The 17,647-nt window shown below is 71.0% G+C and carries 20 protein-coding genes; 14 read left to right on the forward strand and 6 right to left on the reverse strand.

The genetic code is table 11. From position 1 onward, the window contains the following. Positions 1-42 precede the first annotated feature (42 nt). Entirely contained in the window at positions 43-891 is an 849-nt protein-coding gene (locus D0Z08_RS09740; RefSeq protein ID WP_118925042.1) for an aldo/keto reductase, read from the forward strand. Positions 892-894: 3 nt separating this feature from the next. Here the strand turns inward: D0Z08_RS09740 and D0Z08_RS09745 are convergent, their stop codons facing one another. Both D0Z08_RS09745 and D0Z08_RS09750 read right to left on the reverse strand, forming a co-directional pair. Next, positions 895-2,052 carry a hypothetical protein gene (locus tag D0Z08_RS09745; RefSeq protein WP_118925043.1) on the reverse strand — a complete coding sequence of 386 codons (1,158 nt, stop codon included), beginning with the start codon at positions 2,050-2,052 and terminating at the stop codon, positions 895-897. A gap of 10 nt (positions 2,053-2,062) precedes the next feature. Next, positions 2,063-2,953, reverse strand: coding sequence for a TIGR03619 family F420-dependent LLM class oxidoreductase (locus D0Z08_RS09750; RefSeq protein ID WP_118925044.1), 891 nt, complete (start codon positions 2,951-2,953; stop codon positions 2,063-2,065). A 45-nt stretch (positions 2,954-2,998) separates the two neighbouring features. Between D0Z08_RS09750 and D0Z08_RS09755 the strand changes: the two genes are divergently transcribed. From D0Z08_RS09755 to D0Z08_RS09770, 4 genes are read left to right on the forward strand one after another with little or no spacing between them, the layout of a single operon-like run. Further along, positions 2,999-3,478, forward strand: coding sequence for a nitroreductase family deazaflavin-dependent oxidoreductase (locus D0Z08_RS09755; protein WP_118925045.1), 480 nt, complete (start codon positions 2,999-3,001; stop codon positions 3,476-3,478). Positions 3,479-3,490: 12 nt separating this feature from the next. Beyond that, positions 3,491-3,931, forward strand: coding sequence for a nuclear transport factor 2 family protein (locus D0Z08_RS09760; RefSeq protein ID WP_118925046.1), 441 nt, complete (start codon positions 3,491-3,493; stop codon positions 3,929-3,931). A gap of 45 nt (positions 3,932-3,976) precedes the next feature. Beyond that, positions 3,977-4,555, forward strand: a complete 579-nt coding sequence (locus D0Z08_RS09765) for a hypothetical protein (protein ID WP_118925047.1) — start codon at positions 3,977-3,979, stop codon at positions 4,553-4,555. A gap of 45 nt (positions 4,556-4,600) precedes the next feature. Next, positions 4,601-5,953, forward strand: coding sequence for a CapA family protein (locus D0Z08_RS09770; protein ID WP_118925048.1), 1,353 nt, complete (start codon positions 4,601-4,603; stop codon positions 5,951-5,953). Here the strand turns inward: D0Z08_RS09770 and D0Z08_RS09775 are convergent. Then, on the reverse strand, positions 5,940-6,827 hold the full coding sequence (locus tag D0Z08_RS09775; RefSeq protein ID WP_118925049.1) for a M28 family metallopeptidase: 888 nt from the start codon (positions 6,825-6,827) through the stop codon (positions 5,940-5,942). The genes D0Z08_RS09770 and D0Z08_RS09775 overlap by 14 nt on opposite strands. A 92-nt stretch (positions 6,828-6,919) precedes the next feature. Between D0Z08_RS09775 and D0Z08_RS09780 the strand changes: the two genes are divergently transcribed. The 9 genes from D0Z08_RS09780 (at position 6,920) to D0Z08_RS09820 (ending at position 15,765) form a co-directional block, all read left to right on the forward strand. Then, complete coding sequence (locus D0Z08_RS09780; protein WP_245993830.1) at positions 6,920-7,447, forward strand: SigE family RNA polymerase sigma factor; 528 nt, start codon at positions 6,920-6,922, stop codon at positions 7,445-7,447. After that, the gene (locus tag D0Z08_RS09785; RefSeq protein ID WP_118925050.1) at positions 7,444-8,388 is read left to right on the forward strand and encodes a hypothetical protein; all 945 of its coding nucleotides are present in this window, start codon (positions 7,444-7,446) and stop codon (positions 8,386-8,388) included. Before D0Z08_RS09780 ends, D0Z08_RS09785 begins: the two co-directional genes overlap by 4 nt. 137 nt (positions 8,389-8,525) lie before the next feature. Next, positions 8,526-10,382, forward strand: coding sequence for a molecular chaperone DnaK (gene dnaK, locus D0Z08_RS09790; RefSeq protein WP_118925051.1), 1,857 nt, complete (start codon positions 8,526-8,528; stop codon positions 10,380-10,382). Beyond that, positions 10,379-10,993: a nucleotide exchange factor GrpE gene (grpE, locus tag D0Z08_RS09795; protein ID WP_245993832.1), complete on the forward strand. Its 615-nt coding sequence runs from the start codon at positions 10,379-10,381 to the stop codon at positions 10,991-10,993. Before dnaK ends, grpE begins: the two co-directional genes overlap by 4 nt. A 38-nt stretch (positions 10,994-11,031) precedes the next feature. Then, a complete protein-coding gene (dnaJ, locus tag D0Z08_RS09800; RefSeq protein WP_118925052.1) occupies positions 11,032-12,207 on the forward strand; it encodes a molecular chaperone DnaJ in 1,176 nt (391 codons plus the stop codon). A 6-nt stretch (positions 12,208-12,213) separates the two neighbouring features. Next, a complete protein-coding gene (locus D0Z08_RS09805; RefSeq protein ID WP_118925053.1) occupies positions 12,214-12,645 on the forward strand; it encodes a heat shock protein transcriptional repressor HspR in 432 nt (143 codons plus the stop codon). A gap of 259 nt (positions 12,646-12,904) precedes the next feature. Further along, complete coding sequence (locus D0Z08_RS09810; RefSeq protein ID WP_118925054.1) at positions 12,905-14,257, forward strand: DUF445 domain-containing protein; 1,353 nt, start codon at positions 12,905-12,907, stop codon at positions 14,255-14,257. 25 nt (positions 14,258-14,282) lie between these two features. Next, on the forward strand, positions 14,283-15,215 hold the full coding sequence (locus D0Z08_RS32620) for an Abi-alpha family protein (RefSeq protein ID WP_147381385.1): 933 nt from the start codon (positions 14,283-14,285) through the stop codon (positions 15,213-15,215). 16 nt (positions 15,216-15,231) lie between these two features. Further along, positions 15,232-15,765, forward strand: a complete 534-nt coding sequence (locus D0Z08_RS09820) for an SGNH/GDSL hydrolase family protein (protein ID WP_118925056.1) — start codon at positions 15,232-15,234, stop codon at positions 15,763-15,765. A gap of 15 nt (positions 15,766-15,780) precedes the next feature. Here the strand turns inward: D0Z08_RS09820 and D0Z08_RS09825 are convergent, their stop codons facing one another. Genes D0Z08_RS09825 through D0Z08_RS09835 form a run of 3 tightly spaced genes read right to left on the reverse strand, consistent with a single transcriptional unit; the run spans position 15,781 to position 17,590 of the window. Next, positions 15,781-16,440, reverse strand: a complete 660-nt coding sequence (locus D0Z08_RS09825) for a response regulator (RefSeq protein ID WP_118925057.1) — start codon at positions 16,438-16,440, stop codon at positions 15,781-15,783. After that, a complete protein-coding gene (locus D0Z08_RS09830) occupies positions 16,437-17,024 on the reverse strand; it encodes a sensor histidine kinase (protein ID WP_118925058.1) in 588 nt (195 codons plus the stop codon). Before D0Z08_RS09830 ends, D0Z08_RS09825 begins: the two co-directional genes overlap by 4 nt. Further along, positions 17,006-17,590, reverse strand: coding sequence for a DUF7134 domain-containing protein (locus tag D0Z08_RS09835; RefSeq protein ID WP_147381386.1), 585 nt, complete (start codon positions 17,588-17,590; stop codon positions 17,006-17,008). Before D0Z08_RS09835 ends, D0Z08_RS09830 begins: the two co-directional genes overlap by 19 nt. Positions 17,591-17,647 lie beyond the last annotated feature (57 nt).

The following is a 17,647-nucleotide window of genomic DNA, read 5'->3' on the forward strand; positions in this document are numbered from 1 at the left end:
CACGGCGGGAATAGGGACCAACGAGCCGCGTTGCAGCAACGTGTGAGCACCCCTCGGATCACCCTCAACGACAGCACGTCCATCCCGCAGTACGGCCTCGGTGTGTGGCAGGTGCCCGCCGCCGAGACGGAGCGCGTCGTCGCCGATGCGCTCGAGCTCGGCTACCGCCACGTCGACACCGCCCAGATGTACGGCAACGAGGAGGGGGTCGGCGCGGCCATCGCGGGCTCCGGGCTCGCCCGCGAGGACCTCTACGTCACGACCAAGCTCAACAACAACAACCACGAGAAGGCGGCCGCACGCGAGTCGCTCAAGGTCTCCCTCGACAAGCTCGGCCTCGAGAAGGTCGACCTGTTCCTGATCCACTGGCCGCTGCCCACGCAGTACGGCGGCGACTTCGTCTCCACGTGGGAGGCGCTGGTCGAGCTCCGCGCGGAGGGCCTCGCCACCTCCGTCGGCGTCTCCAACTTCCAGCCCGACCACCTCGACCGGATCGTGGCGGCCACCGGCGTGGTGCCCGCGGTCAACCAGGTCGAGGTCCACCCCTACTTCGGCAACGAGGCCGTTCGTGAGGCGACGACCCGGCACGGCGCGCACGTCCAGGCCTGGTCCCCGCTGGGCCAGGGCGGTGGCGAGCTCACCGACCCCGTCGTCACCGGCGTCGCGGACGCGCACGGCAAGACCCCTGCGCAGGTCCTCCTCCGCTGGGCGCTCGACCGCGGCGACATCGTGTTCCCGAAGTCGCTGCGCAAGGAGCGGCTGGCCGAGAACCTCGACGTCTTCGACTTCGCCCTCAGTGCCGACGAGATCGCGGCGCTCGCCGCGCTCGACAAGGGCGAGGCCGGTCGTCAGGGCCCGAACCCCGAGGTCTTCGACTGGATCCCGCGCTGACCCTCAGCTGATCATCCGGCGGGCCACGGCCCGCTGGCGCGCGGTGATCCGGGCGGAGTACTCCTCGTCGGTGAGCGGAGTGAGCCCGGGGAGCATCGCTGGTACGTCGGCGAGCTTGACGACCTCGACCGTCGGCCCGTCGGCCGCGGTGAGGGCGCGCTCGAGGCGCTGCCAGCGCAGCATGATCGGGCCGGTGCGGTGGCCGGTGGTCTCCAGCCAGTTGGCGATGGGCGCGCCGCGGAGCGGCGGCCGCTCGGAGATGACGAACCGCATCACGCCGTCGTCCTGGGTGTAGGCCTGCGCCTTGGTCAGCGAGGTCTGGTGCGTCTCGTAGTCGGTCGACGCGTACCAGTCCGACCCGATCTGGATCGCCTGGTAGGTGCAGTCGTCGCACCGCGGCACCGAGACGATCATCGCCTCGTCCTCGGCCAGCTCGTAGTGGCCGATCGAGGAGAACTGCGAGGCCAGGCCGCCCGGGGTCGATGCCGGGACGGTCAGGGTGTTGACCGGCTCCTTGTACTGGAAGAACTGGGGGAAGGCGAACCAGGTCTGGATCGAGCCGATCAGCGACCGGGCGGCGACGTCGTACTTCTTCTGCAGGAGCTCGCGGGTCAGCGGCTTCCGCGGCCGGCCAAGGGTGTCGGGGCGCTCGATGGTGAGCGTGCCGCGCTCCTCGCGCTCCCAGTCGTTGAAGACCTCGCGCACGATCATCGTCTTCGCGCCCGGCTCGGCGACGTAGGTGAACTCGAAGGTCCCGCCGGGGGCGATCTCGAGCTCGCGGTCGTCGAAGGCCAGCAGGCTGGTGGCCGCGCTGGTGGCGGTGTAGGCGCCGCCCATCACCTGGAACGACAGGTCGGCGGACGTGCCACGACGGCCGCGTACGACGTACTCGACCCCCTCGCGGAGGTAGGCGTTGAAGTAGACCGCGTCCGGGTTGTCGAGTCCCTGCCGTGAGAACTGGTGGGTCGGGTTCACGAACAACGGCTGCTCGAGGTCGTAGTCGAACGCCGTCTGCAACGCCATCCGGATCCGGCCGCTGAGGTACTCATAGCCCTCGAGCCGGTCCGCCTCGGTCTTGATGAACGGCGCGTTCGCGATCAGCTCCTCGGCCTCCGCGATCGCGTCGGCGAGCACCTTGGTCAGGCCGTAGGCCTCGCTCATGCCGCCCTCCTCATGACTGAGTCTTGGCGATGACGTTCTCGGCGTACTGCTCGAGGTGCTTGATCTTCGTCTCCAGCGGCTCGGTGTCGGGACCCTTGATGTAGGGGATCCGGAAGCCGACGATGCAGTCGGTCACGCCCTTGTCCTCGAGCCGCTTCACGCCGTCGGGGGAGTAGGCGTCGTAGGAGATGACGTGGACCTCGAAGTCCTCCCGGGTGTCTCCTTCCTCCCTGCGGATCTCTGCGAGCCGCGTGAGCAGCCGGTCGAGCTCCTCGCCGTCACCGCCGGCGTGCATCCACCCGTCGCCCTTGCGCACGGCGCGCCGCAGCGCGGCGTCGGAGTGGCCGCCGACGAGCAGCGGGATCTTCTTCGTAGGGGCCGGGCACTGCTGCAGCGGCTCGATGTCGAAGAACTCTCCGTGGTAGCCGAAGAACGTCGGCTCCTCGCCCGGCTGAGTGAGGCCCTTCAGGATGTCCATGCACTCGTCCATCCGCTTGCCACGCCTCTCCCACGGGACGCCGAGCGCCGCGAAGTCCTCGGGCCACGGCGACAGGCCCACGCCGAGCCCGAGCCGGTTGCCGGACAGGAACGCGAGCGACGAGGCCTGCTTGGCCACGAGGACGGGCGGCCGTACCGGCAGCTTGAGGACGAACGGCGTGAGCCGCAGCGTCTCGGTCACCGCGAACAGGTGCGCGCACAGGATGAAGGTCTCGATGAACTCCTTGCCGAGCAGGAACTCGCGGTCGCCCGTGTCGGTGTAGGGGTACTTCGAGTCGGACTCCTGCGGGTAGATCAGGCTGTCCGCGATCGTCATCGACGTGTAGCCCGCGGCCTCACACGCCTGGGCCAGTGGGGCGTAGTACGCGGCCTGGGTCATGCCCTCGGCAAAGGAGAAACGCATGGGCCCACACTAGAACGTGTTCTAGAAATCTGCCAGAGTGGGCGGATGCCGAAGGAGAAGCCCAACGGGCTCGACTCGCCCGTCACCGCGAAGGTCATCAAGCTCATGGCCCGCGCCCACGTGCCGGTCTACCGCCTCACGAACGGTCGGATCGGCAGCAAGTGGCGGATCGGCGCCGGCTGGAAGAAGCCGGTGCCGGTGCTGCTGCTCGACCATGTCGGGCGGAAGAGCGGCACGGAGTTCACGACCCCGCTGCTCTACCTCGAGGACGGCGACCGGCTGGTGATCGTGGCCTCGCAGGGCGGCCTGCCCAAGAACCCGCAGTGGTTCCACAACCTGATGGCCAACCCCGACACCGCGGTCGCGCTCAAGGGGGAGCGGCGCCGGGAGGTGCGCGCCCGCGAGGCGACGCCCGAGGAGCGCGCCGCCCTCTGGCCGCGGCTGGTCGACCTCTACGCCGACTTCGAGAACTACCAGGCGTGGACCGACCGGGAGATCCCCGTCGTGATCCTCGACCCGCGCTGAGAGGGTGAGGGCATGGACCCCATCGACGTGGCCGAGCTGAGCGACCGGACCCAGATCAACGACGCCCTGATCCGCTACACGATCGCGGTCGACACCGGCGAGTGGGACCGGCTGGACAGCGTGTTCACGCCGGACGCGCAGATCGACTACACCGAGTCCGGCGGGATCGCTGCGGCGTTCCCGGAGGTCAAGCCCTGGCTCGCCGAGAACCTCCCTGCCTTCTCGAAGAAGCGGATGCACACGCTCGGCCAGGTGGCGATCTCGTTCGCCAACACGCGCGACGAGGCCCGGGTGACGGCGTACTTCCACAACCCGATGCTCATCAGCGACGGCTCCGGGGGCGAGCGCCTGGTGGAGGTCGGCGGTCTCTACCACCACACGTTCACCCGCACCGAGGCCGGCTGGCGGTCGCGGCGGCTGCACGAGCAGGTCGTATGGACCCGAGGGTTCTGAGGCACGGATTTCGCCACGGTTGGGCCGGTCCGTGACAATGGCGCGGTGAGCGACGAGCAGGAGAAGCCCGACAACCCGGTGGTGTCCGGTCTCGTCGCGCTGCTCGCGGTGTCGCTCGCGGTGGGGCTGGTGCTGGGCGGCGTCGCCCTCGTCGGCACCCGCATCCTCGGCATCGGCGGCGACTCCTCGGGGTCCGCCGACTCCACCGAGCTCGAGTCCGCGGTCATCCCGAAGCCCTCGAAGACGGCCGCCAACGGCCCCCAGCTCACGCTGGCGACGGAGGACACCGAGGAGACCGAGGACACCGAGACCGCGGAGACCGAGGCCACCGAGTCCGAGACCGCGAAGTCCGAGAAGGCCATCACGCTGCAGGCGGGGCAGACCGCGGTCGGCAACTTCGAGCGCATCGACCTCTCCGGGATCTACCCCGGTGGGGAGGGCGCGATCCTCCAGGTGCAGCGGTTGGAGGGCGGCCAGTGGGTCGACTTCAACGCGACCCTCTCGGTGAGCAACGAGACGTTCAACACCTACGTGCAGTCCGCGCAGACCGGCGTCAACAAGTTCCGGGTGGTCGACAGCGCCACCGGCGACTCGTCCAACGCGGTCACCGTCACCGTCGGCTGAGCCTGCTGGGGTGTCGCGGGGGCCGCGTCGCCGTACGGTGGGTCCATGGCGCGGCCGCGACGGTACGACGTACTCCGGCTGCTCGTCGCGTCCAGCCTGATCCTCGTCGCCGGCTGCACCGCTGAAGACGACGACCCGGTGCAGGGCGGCAGCTCGCCGGCCGCCGGACCGCCGAGCCCCAGCGGGATGATCGCCACCTCGCCGGACGACCTGGCCGTGGTCGGCCACGCCACCCGGCCCCAGCTCCGGCTGACCCGACGGGCGGCCGACCGGCTCCTCGAGGGGCAGGTCCGGCGCTGGCGGGGGCTGCGGGTGCTGGTCGGCGGGGAGGGCGACGACGCGGAGCGGGCGGTGCGCGCGGTCGAGCGTGACCCGCGCACGATCGCGGTGGTTCCGCTCGACGCGGTCGTGCCGACCGTGGTGACCGCGATGGTCGCCGGGGTCGACCCGGTCCGCGACCACCCGGACGCGGTGACCGTGACCATCACCGGTGACCTGATGCTGGTGCGCGGCGTACCCGACCCGGTGGCGGCGCTGGCGCCGATGCGCGGGCTCCTGCGGAGCGCCGACCTGACGGTCGGCAACCTCGAGAGCACGCTGTCGACCAACGGGGAGCCGACCCAGGGCGGCGACTCCTTCGGCGGCAGCCCGGCGCTCGTGCCGATCCTCCGCGGGGCCGGCTTCGACGCGCTCTCGCTCGCCAACAACCACGCCGGGGACTACGGCACGACCGCACTCGTCGAGACCGTCGCGACGTTGGCGTCGAGCCCGGTCGTCCCGTTCGGTGCCGGCCCGACGGTCCGCGAGGCGAGCCGACCGGCCGTCCTCGAGGCGGGCGGCACGCGGTTCGCCTTCGTCGGCTTCAACGCCATCGGTGAGACGCCGATGGCGACGTCGGAAGGCCCCGGCGCGCTGTCGGTGCGGATGCCGCCGCGGACCGGGCCGCTGGTGCGCGCCGACCTGGCGCGGGTCACCCGGATCGTCAGTCAGGCCGGGGAGGACGCCGACGCGGTCGTCGTACTCCCGCACTGGGGCACTCAGTACACCCACACGCCCGAGCCGATCCAGCGCGAGGTGGCCCGCGAGCTGGTTGCGGCCGGCGCCGACCTCGTCGCCGGCGGCCACCCGCACTGGGTGCAGGGGGTCGACGCCGTCGACGGGGTCCCGGTGCTGCACTCGCTCGGCAACTTCGTCTTCGACATGAGGTCGCCGGTGCAGACGCTCGAGGGTGTCGTGCTCGAGACGACCTGGTGGGACGGCGAGCTGAAGGCGTTCCGGCTGGTGCCCTACGCGATGGACCCCGCGGACTTCGCCCCGCGTGAGGTCGCAGGCGAGCGGGCGGCCGACGTCCTCGGCGACGTCTGGAGCGCCTCCACCGGCCCGTTCAGAGCCAGCTGACCACCACCCGCGCCGCCCGCTCGAGCTGGCGCGGGTCGACCACGGGGACCACGTCCCCCGGCGAGTGGTAGCCGGCGTACGGCGTGCTCCCGAGCCGGACGCCGGGCAGGCCGTCCCGCACGAACGACCAGTGGTCGCTCGAGCGCTGGCCGCTCTCGACGACGTACGGCGCTCCTGCCCGCTCCGCGGCGGCGACCAGCTCGTCGCGCAGCGGGTCGGCGTCCTCAGCGCTGCCGATCACCACGGCGTCGCCGACGCCGACCCGGTCCAGCGACACCATCCCGCGCAGTGACCGGCGCTGCTCGGGGGTGAGCTGGTCGACGTACGCCCGCGAGCCGTAGTGGTGGTCATCGTCCGTCGGCCCGCGCGGCTCCTCGGCCCCGAACGCGATCAGCACCACCGGCAGCCGGGTACGGCGCCAGGTGACGGCCTGCGCCACCGCGAGCAGGACGCCGATCCCCGACGCGTTGTCCTCCGCGCCCGGCGACTGCGGCACGGTGTCGAGGTGCGCGCCGACCGCGAGCCACGGAGCTCCCGCGCGGACGTCGCCCCGGTGGGCGATGACGTTGAGCGAGTCGCCCGCGTCCACCGGCTCGCCCCACGACAGCCCGCCCGGCACCGGGAACCGCTGGCGGTCGACCTGCCAGCCGAGCCGCCCGAACCGCGCGGTCACCCAGTCCGCGGCCCGGAAGTACGACGGCGCCGTGCCCGGCCGCGGTCCGATCACGCCTGCGAGGTGGCGGACCGCTGCCATCGCGGGCGCGGTCCGCGCGTCGTCCGGGCGGACCCGCCGGCAACCCGCGAGGGTCCCGGCGGCCGCCGCGGCCGCGCCGCCGACGAGCTCGCGACGCCCGAGCCGGGGCCGATCCGCCATCCGTCGAGCCTGCCACGCAACCGATCCGGGGCGACAGCCCTCTGAACTGGGTGGAAGGCAAACCAACAGCCGAGGGCCGGACGAGGTGGAGAATGACGGTCACCATGGGACGTCGAGCCAGGGCCGACGAGTTCACGGCGTACGCCGGACAGGCGCAGCAGCGGTTGTTCCGGCAGGCCGTGCTCCTCACCGGCGAGGCCGAGTCCGCACGTGACCTGGTCCAGGCGACGCTGGTCAAGCTGTACGTCGCCTGGCCGCGGATCGACACTCCGGGGGCCTATGCCCAGCGGACGATGGTCCGGACGTTCCTCGACGGCCGGCGGAAGGAGCGCCGCGAGGCGGAGCTCCATCGGCCGATCGACCCGGGTCGGGCCGAGCCCGACCCGGCCCAGGCGCTCACCGTGCGGCAGGCCATCGCGGCCCTGCCGCCGCGGATGCGGGCCGTGGTGGTGCTCCGCTACTGGGAGGACCTGACCGTCGACCAGACCGCGGCTGCTCTCGGCTGCAGCAGCGGCAACGTCAAGTCCACCGCGAGCCGCGGCCTCGACCGGCTGCGGGACCTGCTCGGGGATGCCTTCGCCGAACGCACATCCACACCTGCAGCGGAGGAACTGTCATGAGCATCCCGACCGACGAACTGCGCGCGCGTCTCGCGCGCGAGCTGGACGAGCTCGGCCCCGGGCCCGACCTGGTGCCGGAGGCGGCGTCCCGGGGTGCCACCTCGCTGCGGCGCCGCCGGGCGATGGGTGGTGCGGCCCTGGCCGTCGCGGCCGTGGTGGGAGGCGCGGTTGCGACCGGCGTGCTCGCCGCAGGCGACGAGGCCTCCCCGACGGACGAGGACCTGAAGGTCGCCGACACGACGAGCGCGGCCCCCGCCTGGGACCCGCTGGCCGACGGGCACGTGACGGAGCAGGAGTGGGAGCGGGCGGTCGCCGAGGCGCTGAGCGCCGCGCTGCCGGCGCGGTACGGCGAGGTCCGGCCGATCGAGTCCGACTTCGACGTCCAGATGTTCGGCACCTCCGGGGGCAGCCCGCAGCTCCAGCTCGACCTCGGTGTCTCGGGCTGGCACCGGTCGGAGCACCCGGTGCGCTACCAGGCCCACTCCTGTGCCGCGATCGACGCCGCACGAGAGCTCCATTCCTGCAGCGACCTGGAGTACGGCGACGGCTGGTTCGCGGTCGTGGAGACCGGCCTGATGCCGCCCGGCAACGCGGGTCCGTTCGAGGAGGGCGAGCGGATCACCATCCCCGAGCACGATCCGGACAACATCCCGGATGACTGGTCGTTCGGCACCGAGCTGCACGTGATGAACGCGGACGTGTCCGCCCGCCTCGGCTTCAGCGAGCTCGGATGGGACGAGCTGTCCGGCAACGACCTGCCCGGCATCACCGACGAGGAGATGCTCGCGGTCGCCCAGGACCCGGCCTTCCTCGAGCTGGTCCGGGTCGGCGTCCAGTGGTGGTACGACCAGCCGCCGCCGGAGCCGCTCGAGATCGATGGCGAGATCGTCCCGACGCTCACCGGGAAGGGCCAGCAGGTCCCGCCGAGGTTCCCCTCCTGAGCGGGAACAACCCCGCCTGTTCCTGCCGTTGCACCCTGTGTCAGACTTGAGTCAACAAGACTCAACTAACTTGCCTGGATCCCCGATATCGAACGCCGGGTCCAGGGTCTCGCACAGAGCAACAGAGGAGCAACACCATGGCACGTGCTGTCGGCATCGACCTCGGGACGACCAACAGCGTCGTCGCGGTCCTGGAGGGCGGCGAGCCCACCGTGATCCCGAACGCAGAAGGAGCGCGGACGACGCCGTCGGTCGTCGCTTTCGCGAAGAACGGCGAGGTCCTCGTCGGGGAGGTCGCCAAGCGGCAGGCCGTCACCAACGTCGACCGCACCATCCGCTCGGTCAAGCGCCACATGGGTGAGTCGTGGACGACCGAGATCGACGACAAGAAGTTCACGCCGCAGCAGATCAGCGCGTTCATCCTGCAGAAGCTGAAGCGCGACGCAGAGGCCTACCTCGGCGAGACCGTCACGAACGCGGTCATCACCGTGCCGGCGTACTTCTCCGACGCGCAGCGCCAGGCGACCAAGGAGGCCGGCGAGATCGCGGGCCTGAAGGTCGACCGGATCGTCAACGAGCCGACCGCGGCCGCGCTGGCCTACGGCCTCGACAAGGGCGAGGACCAGACGATCCTCGTGTTCGACCTCGGTGGCGGCACGTTCGACGTGTCCCTGCTGGAGATCGGCGAGGGCGTCGTCGAGGTGAAGGCCACCAGCGGTGACAACCACCTCGGTGGCGACGACTGGGACAACCGGGTCGTCGAGTGGATGGTCAAGAAGTTCAAGGACAACAACGGCGTCGACCTCGCGGCCGACAAGATCGCCGCGCAGCGCCTCCAGGAGGCCGCCGAGAAGGCGAAGATCGAGCTGTCCTCCTCGAGCGAGACCACGATCCACCTGCCCTACATCACCCACGGCGAGAACGGCCCGCTGCACTTCGAGGAGCGGCTCACCCGCGCGGAGTTCCAGAAGCTCACCGCCGACCTGCTCGACCGCACGAAGAAGCCCTTCCAGTCGGTGCTCAAGGACGCCGGCGTGCCGATCTCCAAGATCGACCACGTCGTCCTCGTCGGTGGGTCCACCCGGATGCCGGCCGTGACCGAGGTCGTCAAGGAGCTGCTCGGCGGCAAGGAGCCCAACAAGGGCGTCAACCCGGACGAGGTCGTCGCCGTCGGCGCCGCCCTGCAGGCGGGTGTCCTGGCCGGCGAGGTCAAGGACGTGCTGCTGCTCGACGTCACCCCGCTCAGCCTCGGCATCGAGACGAAGGGCGGCGTGATGACCACCCTCATCGAGCGCAACACCACGATCCCGACCAAGCGGAGCGAGATCTTCACGACCGCCGACGACAACCAGCCGTCGGTGGAGATCAAGGTCGCCCAGGGCGAGCGCCAGATGTGGGCGCAGAACCAGCCGCTCGGCAACTTCGAGCTGACCGGCCTCCCGCCGGCGCCGCGTGGCGTGCCGAAGATCGAGGTCACCTTCGACATCGACGCCAACGGCATCGTCCACGTCTCCGCGAAGGACCAGGCGTCCGGTCGCGAGCAGTCGATGACCATCTCCGGCGGCAGCGCGCTGTCGAAGGACGACATCGACCGGATGGTCCGCGAGGCGGAGCAGTACGCCGAGGAGGACGCGCAGCGTCGCGCCGTCGTCGAGGTCCGCAACCAGGGCGACCAGCTCGTCTACACGACCGAGAAGTTCCTCGCCGACAACGGCGACAAGATCCCGGACGACGTCAAGACCGAGGTCAGCGCCGACCTGGAGGAGCTCAAGAAGGTCCTCGAGAACGCCGAGGCGACCGTCGACGAGCTCAACGCCGCGATCTCCAAGCTCGGTGAGTCCAGCCAGAAGATGGGTGCCGCAATGTACGCCGCCGCCGAGGCGGACGCCGCAGCGGCCGGTGGCAGCACGGGCGCGACGGGCGAGGCCGACGACGACGTCGTCGAGGCCGAGATCGTCGACGAGGAGCCCGGCTCCGAGGACGACGCCAAGTGACCGACGACCAGGTCACGTCGGCGGACGACACCCCCGAGGAGGAGCCGCAGGAGACGGTGGCTCCTCCTCCGGAGGAGGTCGAGGACACGCCTGCTCCGGCTCCCTCCGGCTTCGGCGTGGAGGCCGCTGAGATGGCGGCCGAGTCCGAGGTCGAGGTCAGTGCCGAGGCCGATGAGCTGGCGGTGACGAAGATGGCGCTCGAGGAGCGCACGCTCGACCTCCAGCGGCTCCAGGCCGAGTACCTCAACTACAAGCGCCGCGTCGACCGGGACCGGGAGCTGGTGCGCGAGAACGCGACGTACGCCGCGCTCACGCCGATCATCGACGTCCTCGACACCATCGACCGGGCCCGCGAGCACGAGCCGCTCGAGGGCGGGCTCAAGGCCGTGGCCGAGCAGCTCGACCGCGTGGTCACCGGCCTGGGGCTGGTGAAGTTCGGCGCCGTCGGCGAGGCGTTCGACCCGACGATCCACGAGGCCCTGTCGCACATCGGCACCGACCCTGAGGTCGAGGTGACGACGTGCAAGGTCGTGGCCAAGTCGGGCTACAAGATCGGCGACCGGGTCGTGCGCGCCGCGCAGGTCCTGGTGGTCGATCCCGCGGGAGAGTGATCAGCGGGGGATGAGTGCAGGAGTGAAGGAGGTGTGCGATGAGTGACACGGACGGCATCCGTTCGGACTGGGCGACCAAGGACTTCTACAAGGAGCTGGGCGTCGCCAAGACCGCGTCCACGGACGAGATCAAGAAGGCCTACCGCAAGCTCGCGCGCGCCAACCACCCGGACTCGCACCCCGACGACGCCGCCAAGCACGAGAAGTTCAAGTCGGTCGCCGAGGCCTACGACGTCATCGGCGACCCGGAGAAGCGCAAGAAGTACGACCAGGCCCGCGACCTGTTCGCGTCCGGTCGGGGCTTCCCGGCCGGGGGAAGCGGGTTCTCGGGCGGCGTCAACATCGACGACCTGCTGCGCGACCGCGCGGGCGGGGGTGGCGGCTTCGGCGACCTCTTCGGCGACTTCATCGGCTTCGGCGGCGGCGGCGGTCGGCGGCAGCAGCCACGCCCGGCGCGCGGCGCCGACCTCGAGACGTCGACGACCATCAGCTTCGCCGACGCACTCGAGGGCATGACCGTCTCGTTGCCGATCGCCTCCGACACGGCGTGTGCGACGTGCTCCGGCACCGGCGGCAAGCCCGGCACCAGCCCGCACCGTTGCCCGACGTGCGACGGCACCGGGTTCGTGGTGGCCTCCGTCGGCGGGGCGTTCTCCATGAACGAGACCTGCCCGGCCTGCGGCGGTCGCCAGCTCGTCTACGACGAGGCCTGCCCGACCTGCCACGGCACCGGTCGCGGCCGCTCCGCCCGCACCATCCGGGCGAAGATCCCGGCCGGTGTGAAGGACGGCCAGCGGATCCGGCTGCGGGGGAAGGGCGCGCCGGGGGAGCGTGGTGGCCCCGCCGGCGACCTCTACGTCGCGGTGAAGGTGACGCCCGACCGGGTCTTCGGGCGCAAGGGCGAGAACCTCACCATCGACGTACCCATCTCGTTCACCGAGGCCACGCTCGGGGCGACCGTGAAGGTGCCGACGATGGGCGGCCCGGCGGTCACGCTCAAGATCCCGCCCGGCACGCCCAACGGGCGCACCTTCCGGGTGCGCGGCAAGGGCGCGCCGAAGAAGGACGGCGCTCGCGGCGACCTGCTCGCGACGGTCGAGGTCCAGGTCCCCGCGCACCTCAGCGACGAGGCCCGGCAGGCGCTGGAGGCGTACGCCGCCGCCACCGCCGACACGCCTCTGCGGGCGGGGCTCTTCGAGCAGGTCGAGGGCTGATCGACCATGCCGACCCGCCGTCTACCGGGTGCTGAGCCACCGCCTCCCGAGGCGGCTGTCTTCGTCATCAGCGTCGCCGCCGAGCTCAGCGGTCTGCACCCCCAGACCCTGCGCACCTACGAGCGGATGGGCCTGATCACGCCCGGCCGCACGCCCGGCGGGGGTCGGCGCTACTCCTACCGCGACATCGAGCACCTGCGGGTCATCGCCGAGCTCACCAGCTCCGGCATCGGCATCGAGGGCGTACGACGGATCCTCGAGCTCGAGTCCGCCGTCGCCACCCTCCGGGGCCACCGCGACGAGCTCCTCGCCGAGCTCGAGGCCACCCGTGAGGCGCTCCGCCAGGCGCTCGCCGCGAGGCCGGCGTCGGACAAGCTCCCCGCCCTGCGTCCCCCGACCCCCTCCCAGTCCATCGTCGTCTGGCGCCGCAACCACTGACGCCCCGCGAAGTGTCAAGGTTGGTCGCGCGAAGTGTCGATCTGGGTTGCTCGAGATGACACCCGCGCTGACCCCTCGACCGACCAAGAGTGACACTTCGGCCGACCAACCTTGACACTTCGGCGGGGGCGCGATTTATCTGCGACAGTCCGTTGCGCGGATGCGGGTGCCGGGCGCCACGGCAGGCACTACCCTCAGGGCACTCGGTGAACGTTCGGGTTACTACATGGGGTGACTCGATCGGCGGACAGGGGTGCGTATGGATGCAGTGCTGCAGTTTTTCGAGGACTGGGCCAGCGGTAAGCTCACCGGCACCCACGGCGTCGACTGGTTCGCATTCATCTCGATCCCGTTCTTCACCGGCACCATCGGCTGGCTGATCAACTGGTCCGGCCTGTGGATGCTCTTCAGCCCGGTCAGGTTCTACGGCTTCAAGGTGCCGGGGCTCCGTGAGGTCGCGACCGTGATCCCGCGGAAGCTCCAAGAGGTGCCCGGCATCCCGTTCGGTCGCGTCGGCTGGCAGGGCATCGTCCCGGCGCGCGCGGCCAAGATGGGCAGCATCGCCGTCGACAAGGTCATCGCGAAGCTCGGCACGCCGGCCGAGTTCTATGCGCAGCTGGAGCCCGACGAGATCGCCGCGCACATCGTCAGCGTCTTCGAGCCGGACCTGCCGGACATCGTCGACCAGGTGATGATGAGCGAGCACCCGAAGCTGTGGCGGGACCTGCCCGCGCCGGTGAAGGCAGGCGTCATCGCGCGGGTCCAGGCCCAGCTCCCCGGTGTCGTCACGACGATCACCGACGAGATCGGTGTGCACATCGACCAGCTGCTCGACCCGAAGATCATGGTCATCGACCACTTCCGGAAGAACCCGGACCTGGTCGTCCGGGTGTTCAAGGACGTCGGTCAGCGCGAGCTCAACATGATGGTGCTCTTCGGTTTCATCTTCGGCTTCCTGCTCGGTATCCCGGTCGCGATCGTCGACCAGACCTGGCACATCTGGTGGCTGCTGCCGCTGCTCGGCGTGATCGTCGGATGGGTCACCAACGCGCTCGGCATGTGGCTGATCTTCGAGCCGCCGGAGCCCAAGCGGATCCTCGGCATCAAGATGCAGGGCCTCTTCCTGCGCCGCCAGGACGAGTGCGCCGAGGTCTACGCCGGGATCATCGCCGACGACGTGATCACGCTGGAGCGGATCGGCGACTTCCTGATGGACGGTCCGCGTGGCGACCGCACCCGCCAGATGATCGCCACCGCGATGCGACCGGCGATCGACAAGGCAGCCGGCCCGCTCCGCGGCGCGGCTCGGGTCGTCGTGGGCGCCGAGAAGTTCGACAACATCCGCGAGTCCTTCGCGATGGAGGCCGTGGGTCGCACGATCACGCCGTTCCGCGACCCCGTCTTCAGCAAGAGACAGTCGGAGAAGATCAAGGTCCTGATCGCACGGCGCACCAAGGAGCTGCCGCCCCGGGACTTCGTCGAGATGATGCGCTCGGCGATCAAGGAGGACGAGTGGATGCTCTACGCCCACGGCGCGATCATGGGCGCCGCCGGAGGGATCATCCACCTTGGGCTCTTCAACTGGGGCTGGATCCCCGGCTTCCCCCCGTGATCACGAGAGACGATGCTGAGTGACGATGACTGAGAACCTCGACAAGGACGGACTCCCCAACCTGCCGGCGCCGACGGGCAACGGGCAGGTCGTCGACTCCCTGCCGGGCCTGGCACGGGTTGCCGCCACGGCTGCGATCAACACGACCGGCTGGGGCCTGCGGACGACCGCCCGGAACTGGCGCCGGGTCGGCCGTGCGGCGACCAACCGCGACGAGGCTGTGGCGCTGATCCGCGAGGTCGGCTCGGTCGTCGGGACCGTCGGCGACATCGCGCGCCAGGTGGCCGACGGCGTGCCGGTCGGCACCGCCCTCCTCCGGGCCGGCGAGTCGCTGGGCGGCGTCGTACCGGGGCCGACGTCGCGGCCGTCGTCGAGCGACAACGGTAGGGTCGTCGGCGGTCAGGTGACCGCAGTGCGGGCGACGTCGCTGCGGGAGCGCGGCCAGGAGCTGCTCGAGAAGTCGCGCGACGTGTGGGCGACCGACGACCGGCACCCCGCCTTCGACCGGATCCTCGACGAGATGGCGCCCGACGAGGCACGGATCCTGGTGATGCTCCTCAAGAACGGCCCGCAGGCCAGCGTCGACGTGCGGACCGGCGGGCCGGTCGGCATGGTCAGCAGCCAGCTCATCGCCCCCGGTCTCAACATGGTCGGGGCCCGCGCGGGCCTGCGCTACCTCGACCAGGTGCCGTCGTACCTCAACAACCTGTACCGGCTCGGCCTGATCTGGTTCTCCCGCGAGCCGCTGCGCGACCACCTCGAGTACCAGGTGCTCGAGGCGCAGCCGGACGTGCTCGAGGCGATGCACTCGGTGAAGTTCGTCAAGGTCGTCCGGCGCAGCATCCACCTCACGCCGTTCGGCGAGGAGTTCGTGCGGTCGGCCCTGGTCGACGAGCAGCTCGCGCAGAGCCCGGCGCTCCCTGAGCACGGCACGCCCCCGGAGATCGAATCGGACTAGTGGCAGGGTGTGCCCCGTGCGCATCGTGCTCCTGGGTGACAGTCATCTCGCCTACGCCCAGCCCTACCTGCGGATGCTCGGCGACCGGGTGCTGAACGCTGCGGTCGGTGGCTCGACGGTCGACGACCTGCCCACCCAGGCGGCGGTCGCGCAGCTCGGCGCCGACGACGTCGTCGTGGTGTCGGTCGGCACCAACGACGCCGCCTTCGGCGGGCTCGCGGCCGCCGACTTCGGCAGCCGCGCGGCTGCTCTCCTCGCCTTGCTCCCGGTGCGCGGGCGCGTCGTGATGACCACTCCGGGCGTCGACCGGGACCGGGTCGTCGGCCTGCCGGGGCACGTCGAGGTGATCATGCAGGCGTACGGCGACGCGCTCGCTGCCGCGGCCGAGCAGACCGGGAGCGCGGTCGTCGACACCCCTGCGGTGCTCGCCCCGCTCGGGTCGCGCGCGTTCGTCGACGACGGCGTCCACCTCACCGAGGACGCCTACCACCTGCTGCTGCCCACGCTCCGCGAGGTCGTCGGCGAGCTGGCCGGAGAGTCCCAGAGCTGAGTGGAGCTCGCCCGGTCACCCGGGCGGCCGAGGCTTCACCAGACCGCACTCGTAGGCCGCGACGATCGCCTCGCCGCGGGTCTCGACACCCAGCTTCGTGAGGACCCGCGCCACGTGCGTCTTGACCGTGGCTTCGCCCAGGAACAGCGCGGAGGCGATCGCCCGGTTGGACCGGCCCTGCGCCACGAGACGCAGCACCTCGAGCTCGCGCGCGGTGAGTGTGTCGAGGTCGGCGGGAGGTGCGGAAGCCTCGGGCGGCACAGCGGACGCGATCAGCGAACGGGAGACGGCGGGATCGAGAACGGTGGCTCCCTGGGCGGCGCCACGGACCGCGGCGAGGATCCGCGCCTCGGGGGCGTCCTTCAGCAGGTAGCCGGTCGCACCGGCGGCCAGCGCGGACTGGACCTCGAGGTCGGCGTGGAAGGTCGTGACGACGAGCACCGCGGGGGGCGGCTCCAGGACCGTCATGAGTCTTCGGGTGGCCTCCGTGCCGTCGATCCGTGGCATCCGGAGGTCCATCAGCACGACGTCCGGCTTCTCGCGGCGGACGACCTCGACCGCCTCGACGCCGTCGGCGGCTTCCGCGACGACGTCGATGTCCGGCTCCGCGGTGAGGATCAGCCGCAGTCCACTGCGGATCAGCCGTTCATCATCGGCGATGACGACGCGGATCATGCCGGCTGGCCCTCGAACGGCAGTACGGCGTGGATGGCGAACCGACCGGCGTCGTCGACGCCGATGTCCAGGGAGCCACCGGTGAGACGGACCCGCTCGCGCAGCCCGGCCAGCCCTCGTCCGGTGCCGACCGTGCCCGGGGCCGAAGCGGACCCGACGGCCGAGTCGACCCGCACGTCGATGCCGCCCGGCAGGTAGTGCACGACGACGCGCGCGGGCGACTTGTCACCGTGCCGCAGGGCGTTGGTCAGCGCTTCCTGCACGACGCGGTACGCCGACACGTCGATGCTCGCGACCCGAAGCGACGGTTGTCCGGTGACTTCGAGCTCGACCGGCAGGCCGGCGGCTCGCACCCTCTCGACCAGGGCGCCGAGCTCTGCGGGGCCGGACCGGACGGTCTCGGGAGCGGCGCCGTCGCCTGGATCGTCGAGCAGCGCGAGCATCCGGCGCAGCTCGTTGATCGCCTCCGTGCCTGTCGCCTCGATGGCGTCGAGTGCGCGTCGTACCTCCTCGGGGTCGCTGTCGATCCAGCGGCGGCCGCCGCGGGCCTGCACGACGATGACCGTCACTGCATGGGCGACCACGTCGTGCAGCTCCCGCGCGATGCGACGGCGCTCGGCGAGCGCGTGGCCTCGCGTTCACTGGCGTCCCTGAGCCGCTCGGACTCGGCCGCCGCGAGCTGGGCCATCTCCGTACGACGGTCGCGCTCGTGGATGCCGCGCCCCACGGCCCAGGCGAGCACCGCCCACATGCTGTTGACGACGACGGAGCCCAGGTCGTAGTCCATCAGCAGGCTCCGGATCGCGCCGGCGGCGACGAGGATCGCCAGGGCGACGACGGCAGGACGGATGGTGGCGTACGCAGCGACGGCGTAGGCCGCCACCAGCAGTGCGAGCGCCTGGATCAGGCTCTCCGCCTGCCCGCGGTCGATCACCGGGTACGTCGCGAACAGCAGCGCGGTGAGCACCGCAGTCGGCAGCGGCGCAATCCGACGAGCCACGAGACCCGCGCACATCAGCAGGGTGACGACGAGCGGAAGGGCCGGCGCCTCGGCCAGCTCCTCCACGCGGACGACCTCGACCACACCGAGCAGCCCGAGACAGCCGGGCACGAGTGCGTCCGACATCCGTGGCAGCCGGGAGGAATCCACGTCTCGACGATAGGGCCGCGCGGGGCGCCGTACATCCGCAATCCGGTGGACTCGTGG

This window comes from Nocardioides immobilis (assembly GCF_003515065.1).
GTDB lineage: Bacteria > Actinomycetota > Actinomycetes > Propionibacteriales > Nocardioidaceae > Nocardioides > Nocardioides immobilis.

Excerpts from the sequence above, each read along its gene's own strand:
- D0Z08_RS09775 (WP_118925049.1), bottom strand. The coding sequence starts at position 6,827 with ATGGCGGATCGGCCCCGGCTCGGGCGTCGCGAGCTCGTCGGCGGCGCG.
- dnaK (WP_118925051.1), top strand. The coding sequence starts at position 8,526 with ATGGCACGTGCTGTCGGCATCGACCTCGGGACGACCAACAGCGTCGTC.
- D0Z08_RS09825 (WP_118925057.1), bottom strand. The coding sequence starts at position 16,440 with ATGATCCGCGTCGTCATCGCCGATGATGAACGGCTGATCCGCAGTGGA.
- dnaJ (WP_118925052.1), top strand. The coding sequence starts at position 11,032 with ATGAGTGACACGGACGGCATCCGTTCGGACTGGGCGACCAAGGACTTC.
- D0Z08_RS09780 (WP_245993830.1), top strand. The coding sequence starts at position 6,920 with ATGACGGTCACCATGGGACGTCGAGCCAGGGCCGACGAGTTCACGGCG.
- D0Z08_RS09745 (WP_118925043.1), bottom strand. The coding sequence starts at position 2,052 with ATGAGCGAGGCCTACGGCCTGACCAAGGTGCTCGCCGACGCGATCGCG.
- D0Z08_RS32620 (WP_147381385.1), top strand. The coding sequence starts at position 14,283 with ATGACTGAGAACCTCGACAAGGACGGACTCCCCAACCTGCCGGCGCCG.
- D0Z08_RS09755 (WP_118925045.1), top strand. The coding sequence starts at position 2,999 with ATGCCGAAGGAGAAGCCCAACGGGCTCGACTCGCCCGTCACCGCGAAG.
- D0Z08_RS09770 (WP_118925048.1), top strand. The coding sequence starts at position 4,601 with ATGGCGCGGCCGCGACGGTACGACGTACTCCGGCTGCTCGTCGCGTCC.
- D0Z08_RS09810 (WP_118925054.1), top strand. The coding sequence starts at position 12,905 with ATGGATGCAGTGCTGCAGTTTTTCGAGGACTGGGCCAGCGGTAAGCTC.
- D0Z08_RS09760 (WP_118925046.1), top strand. The coding sequence starts at position 3,491 with ATGGACCCCATCGACGTGGCCGAGCTGAGCGACCGGACCCAGATCAAC.
- D0Z08_RS09785 (WP_118925050.1), top strand. The coding sequence starts at position 7,444 with ATGAGCATCCCGACCGACGAACTGCGCGCGCGTCTCGCGCGCGAGCTG.
- D0Z08_RS09750 (WP_118925044.1), bottom strand. The coding sequence starts at position 2,953 with ATGCGTTTCTCCTTTGCCGAGGGCATGACCCAGGCCGCGTACTACGCC.
- D0Z08_RS09805 (WP_118925053.1), top strand. The coding sequence starts at position 12,214 with ATGCCGACCCGCCGTCTACCGGGTGCTGAGCCACCGCCTCCCGAGGCG.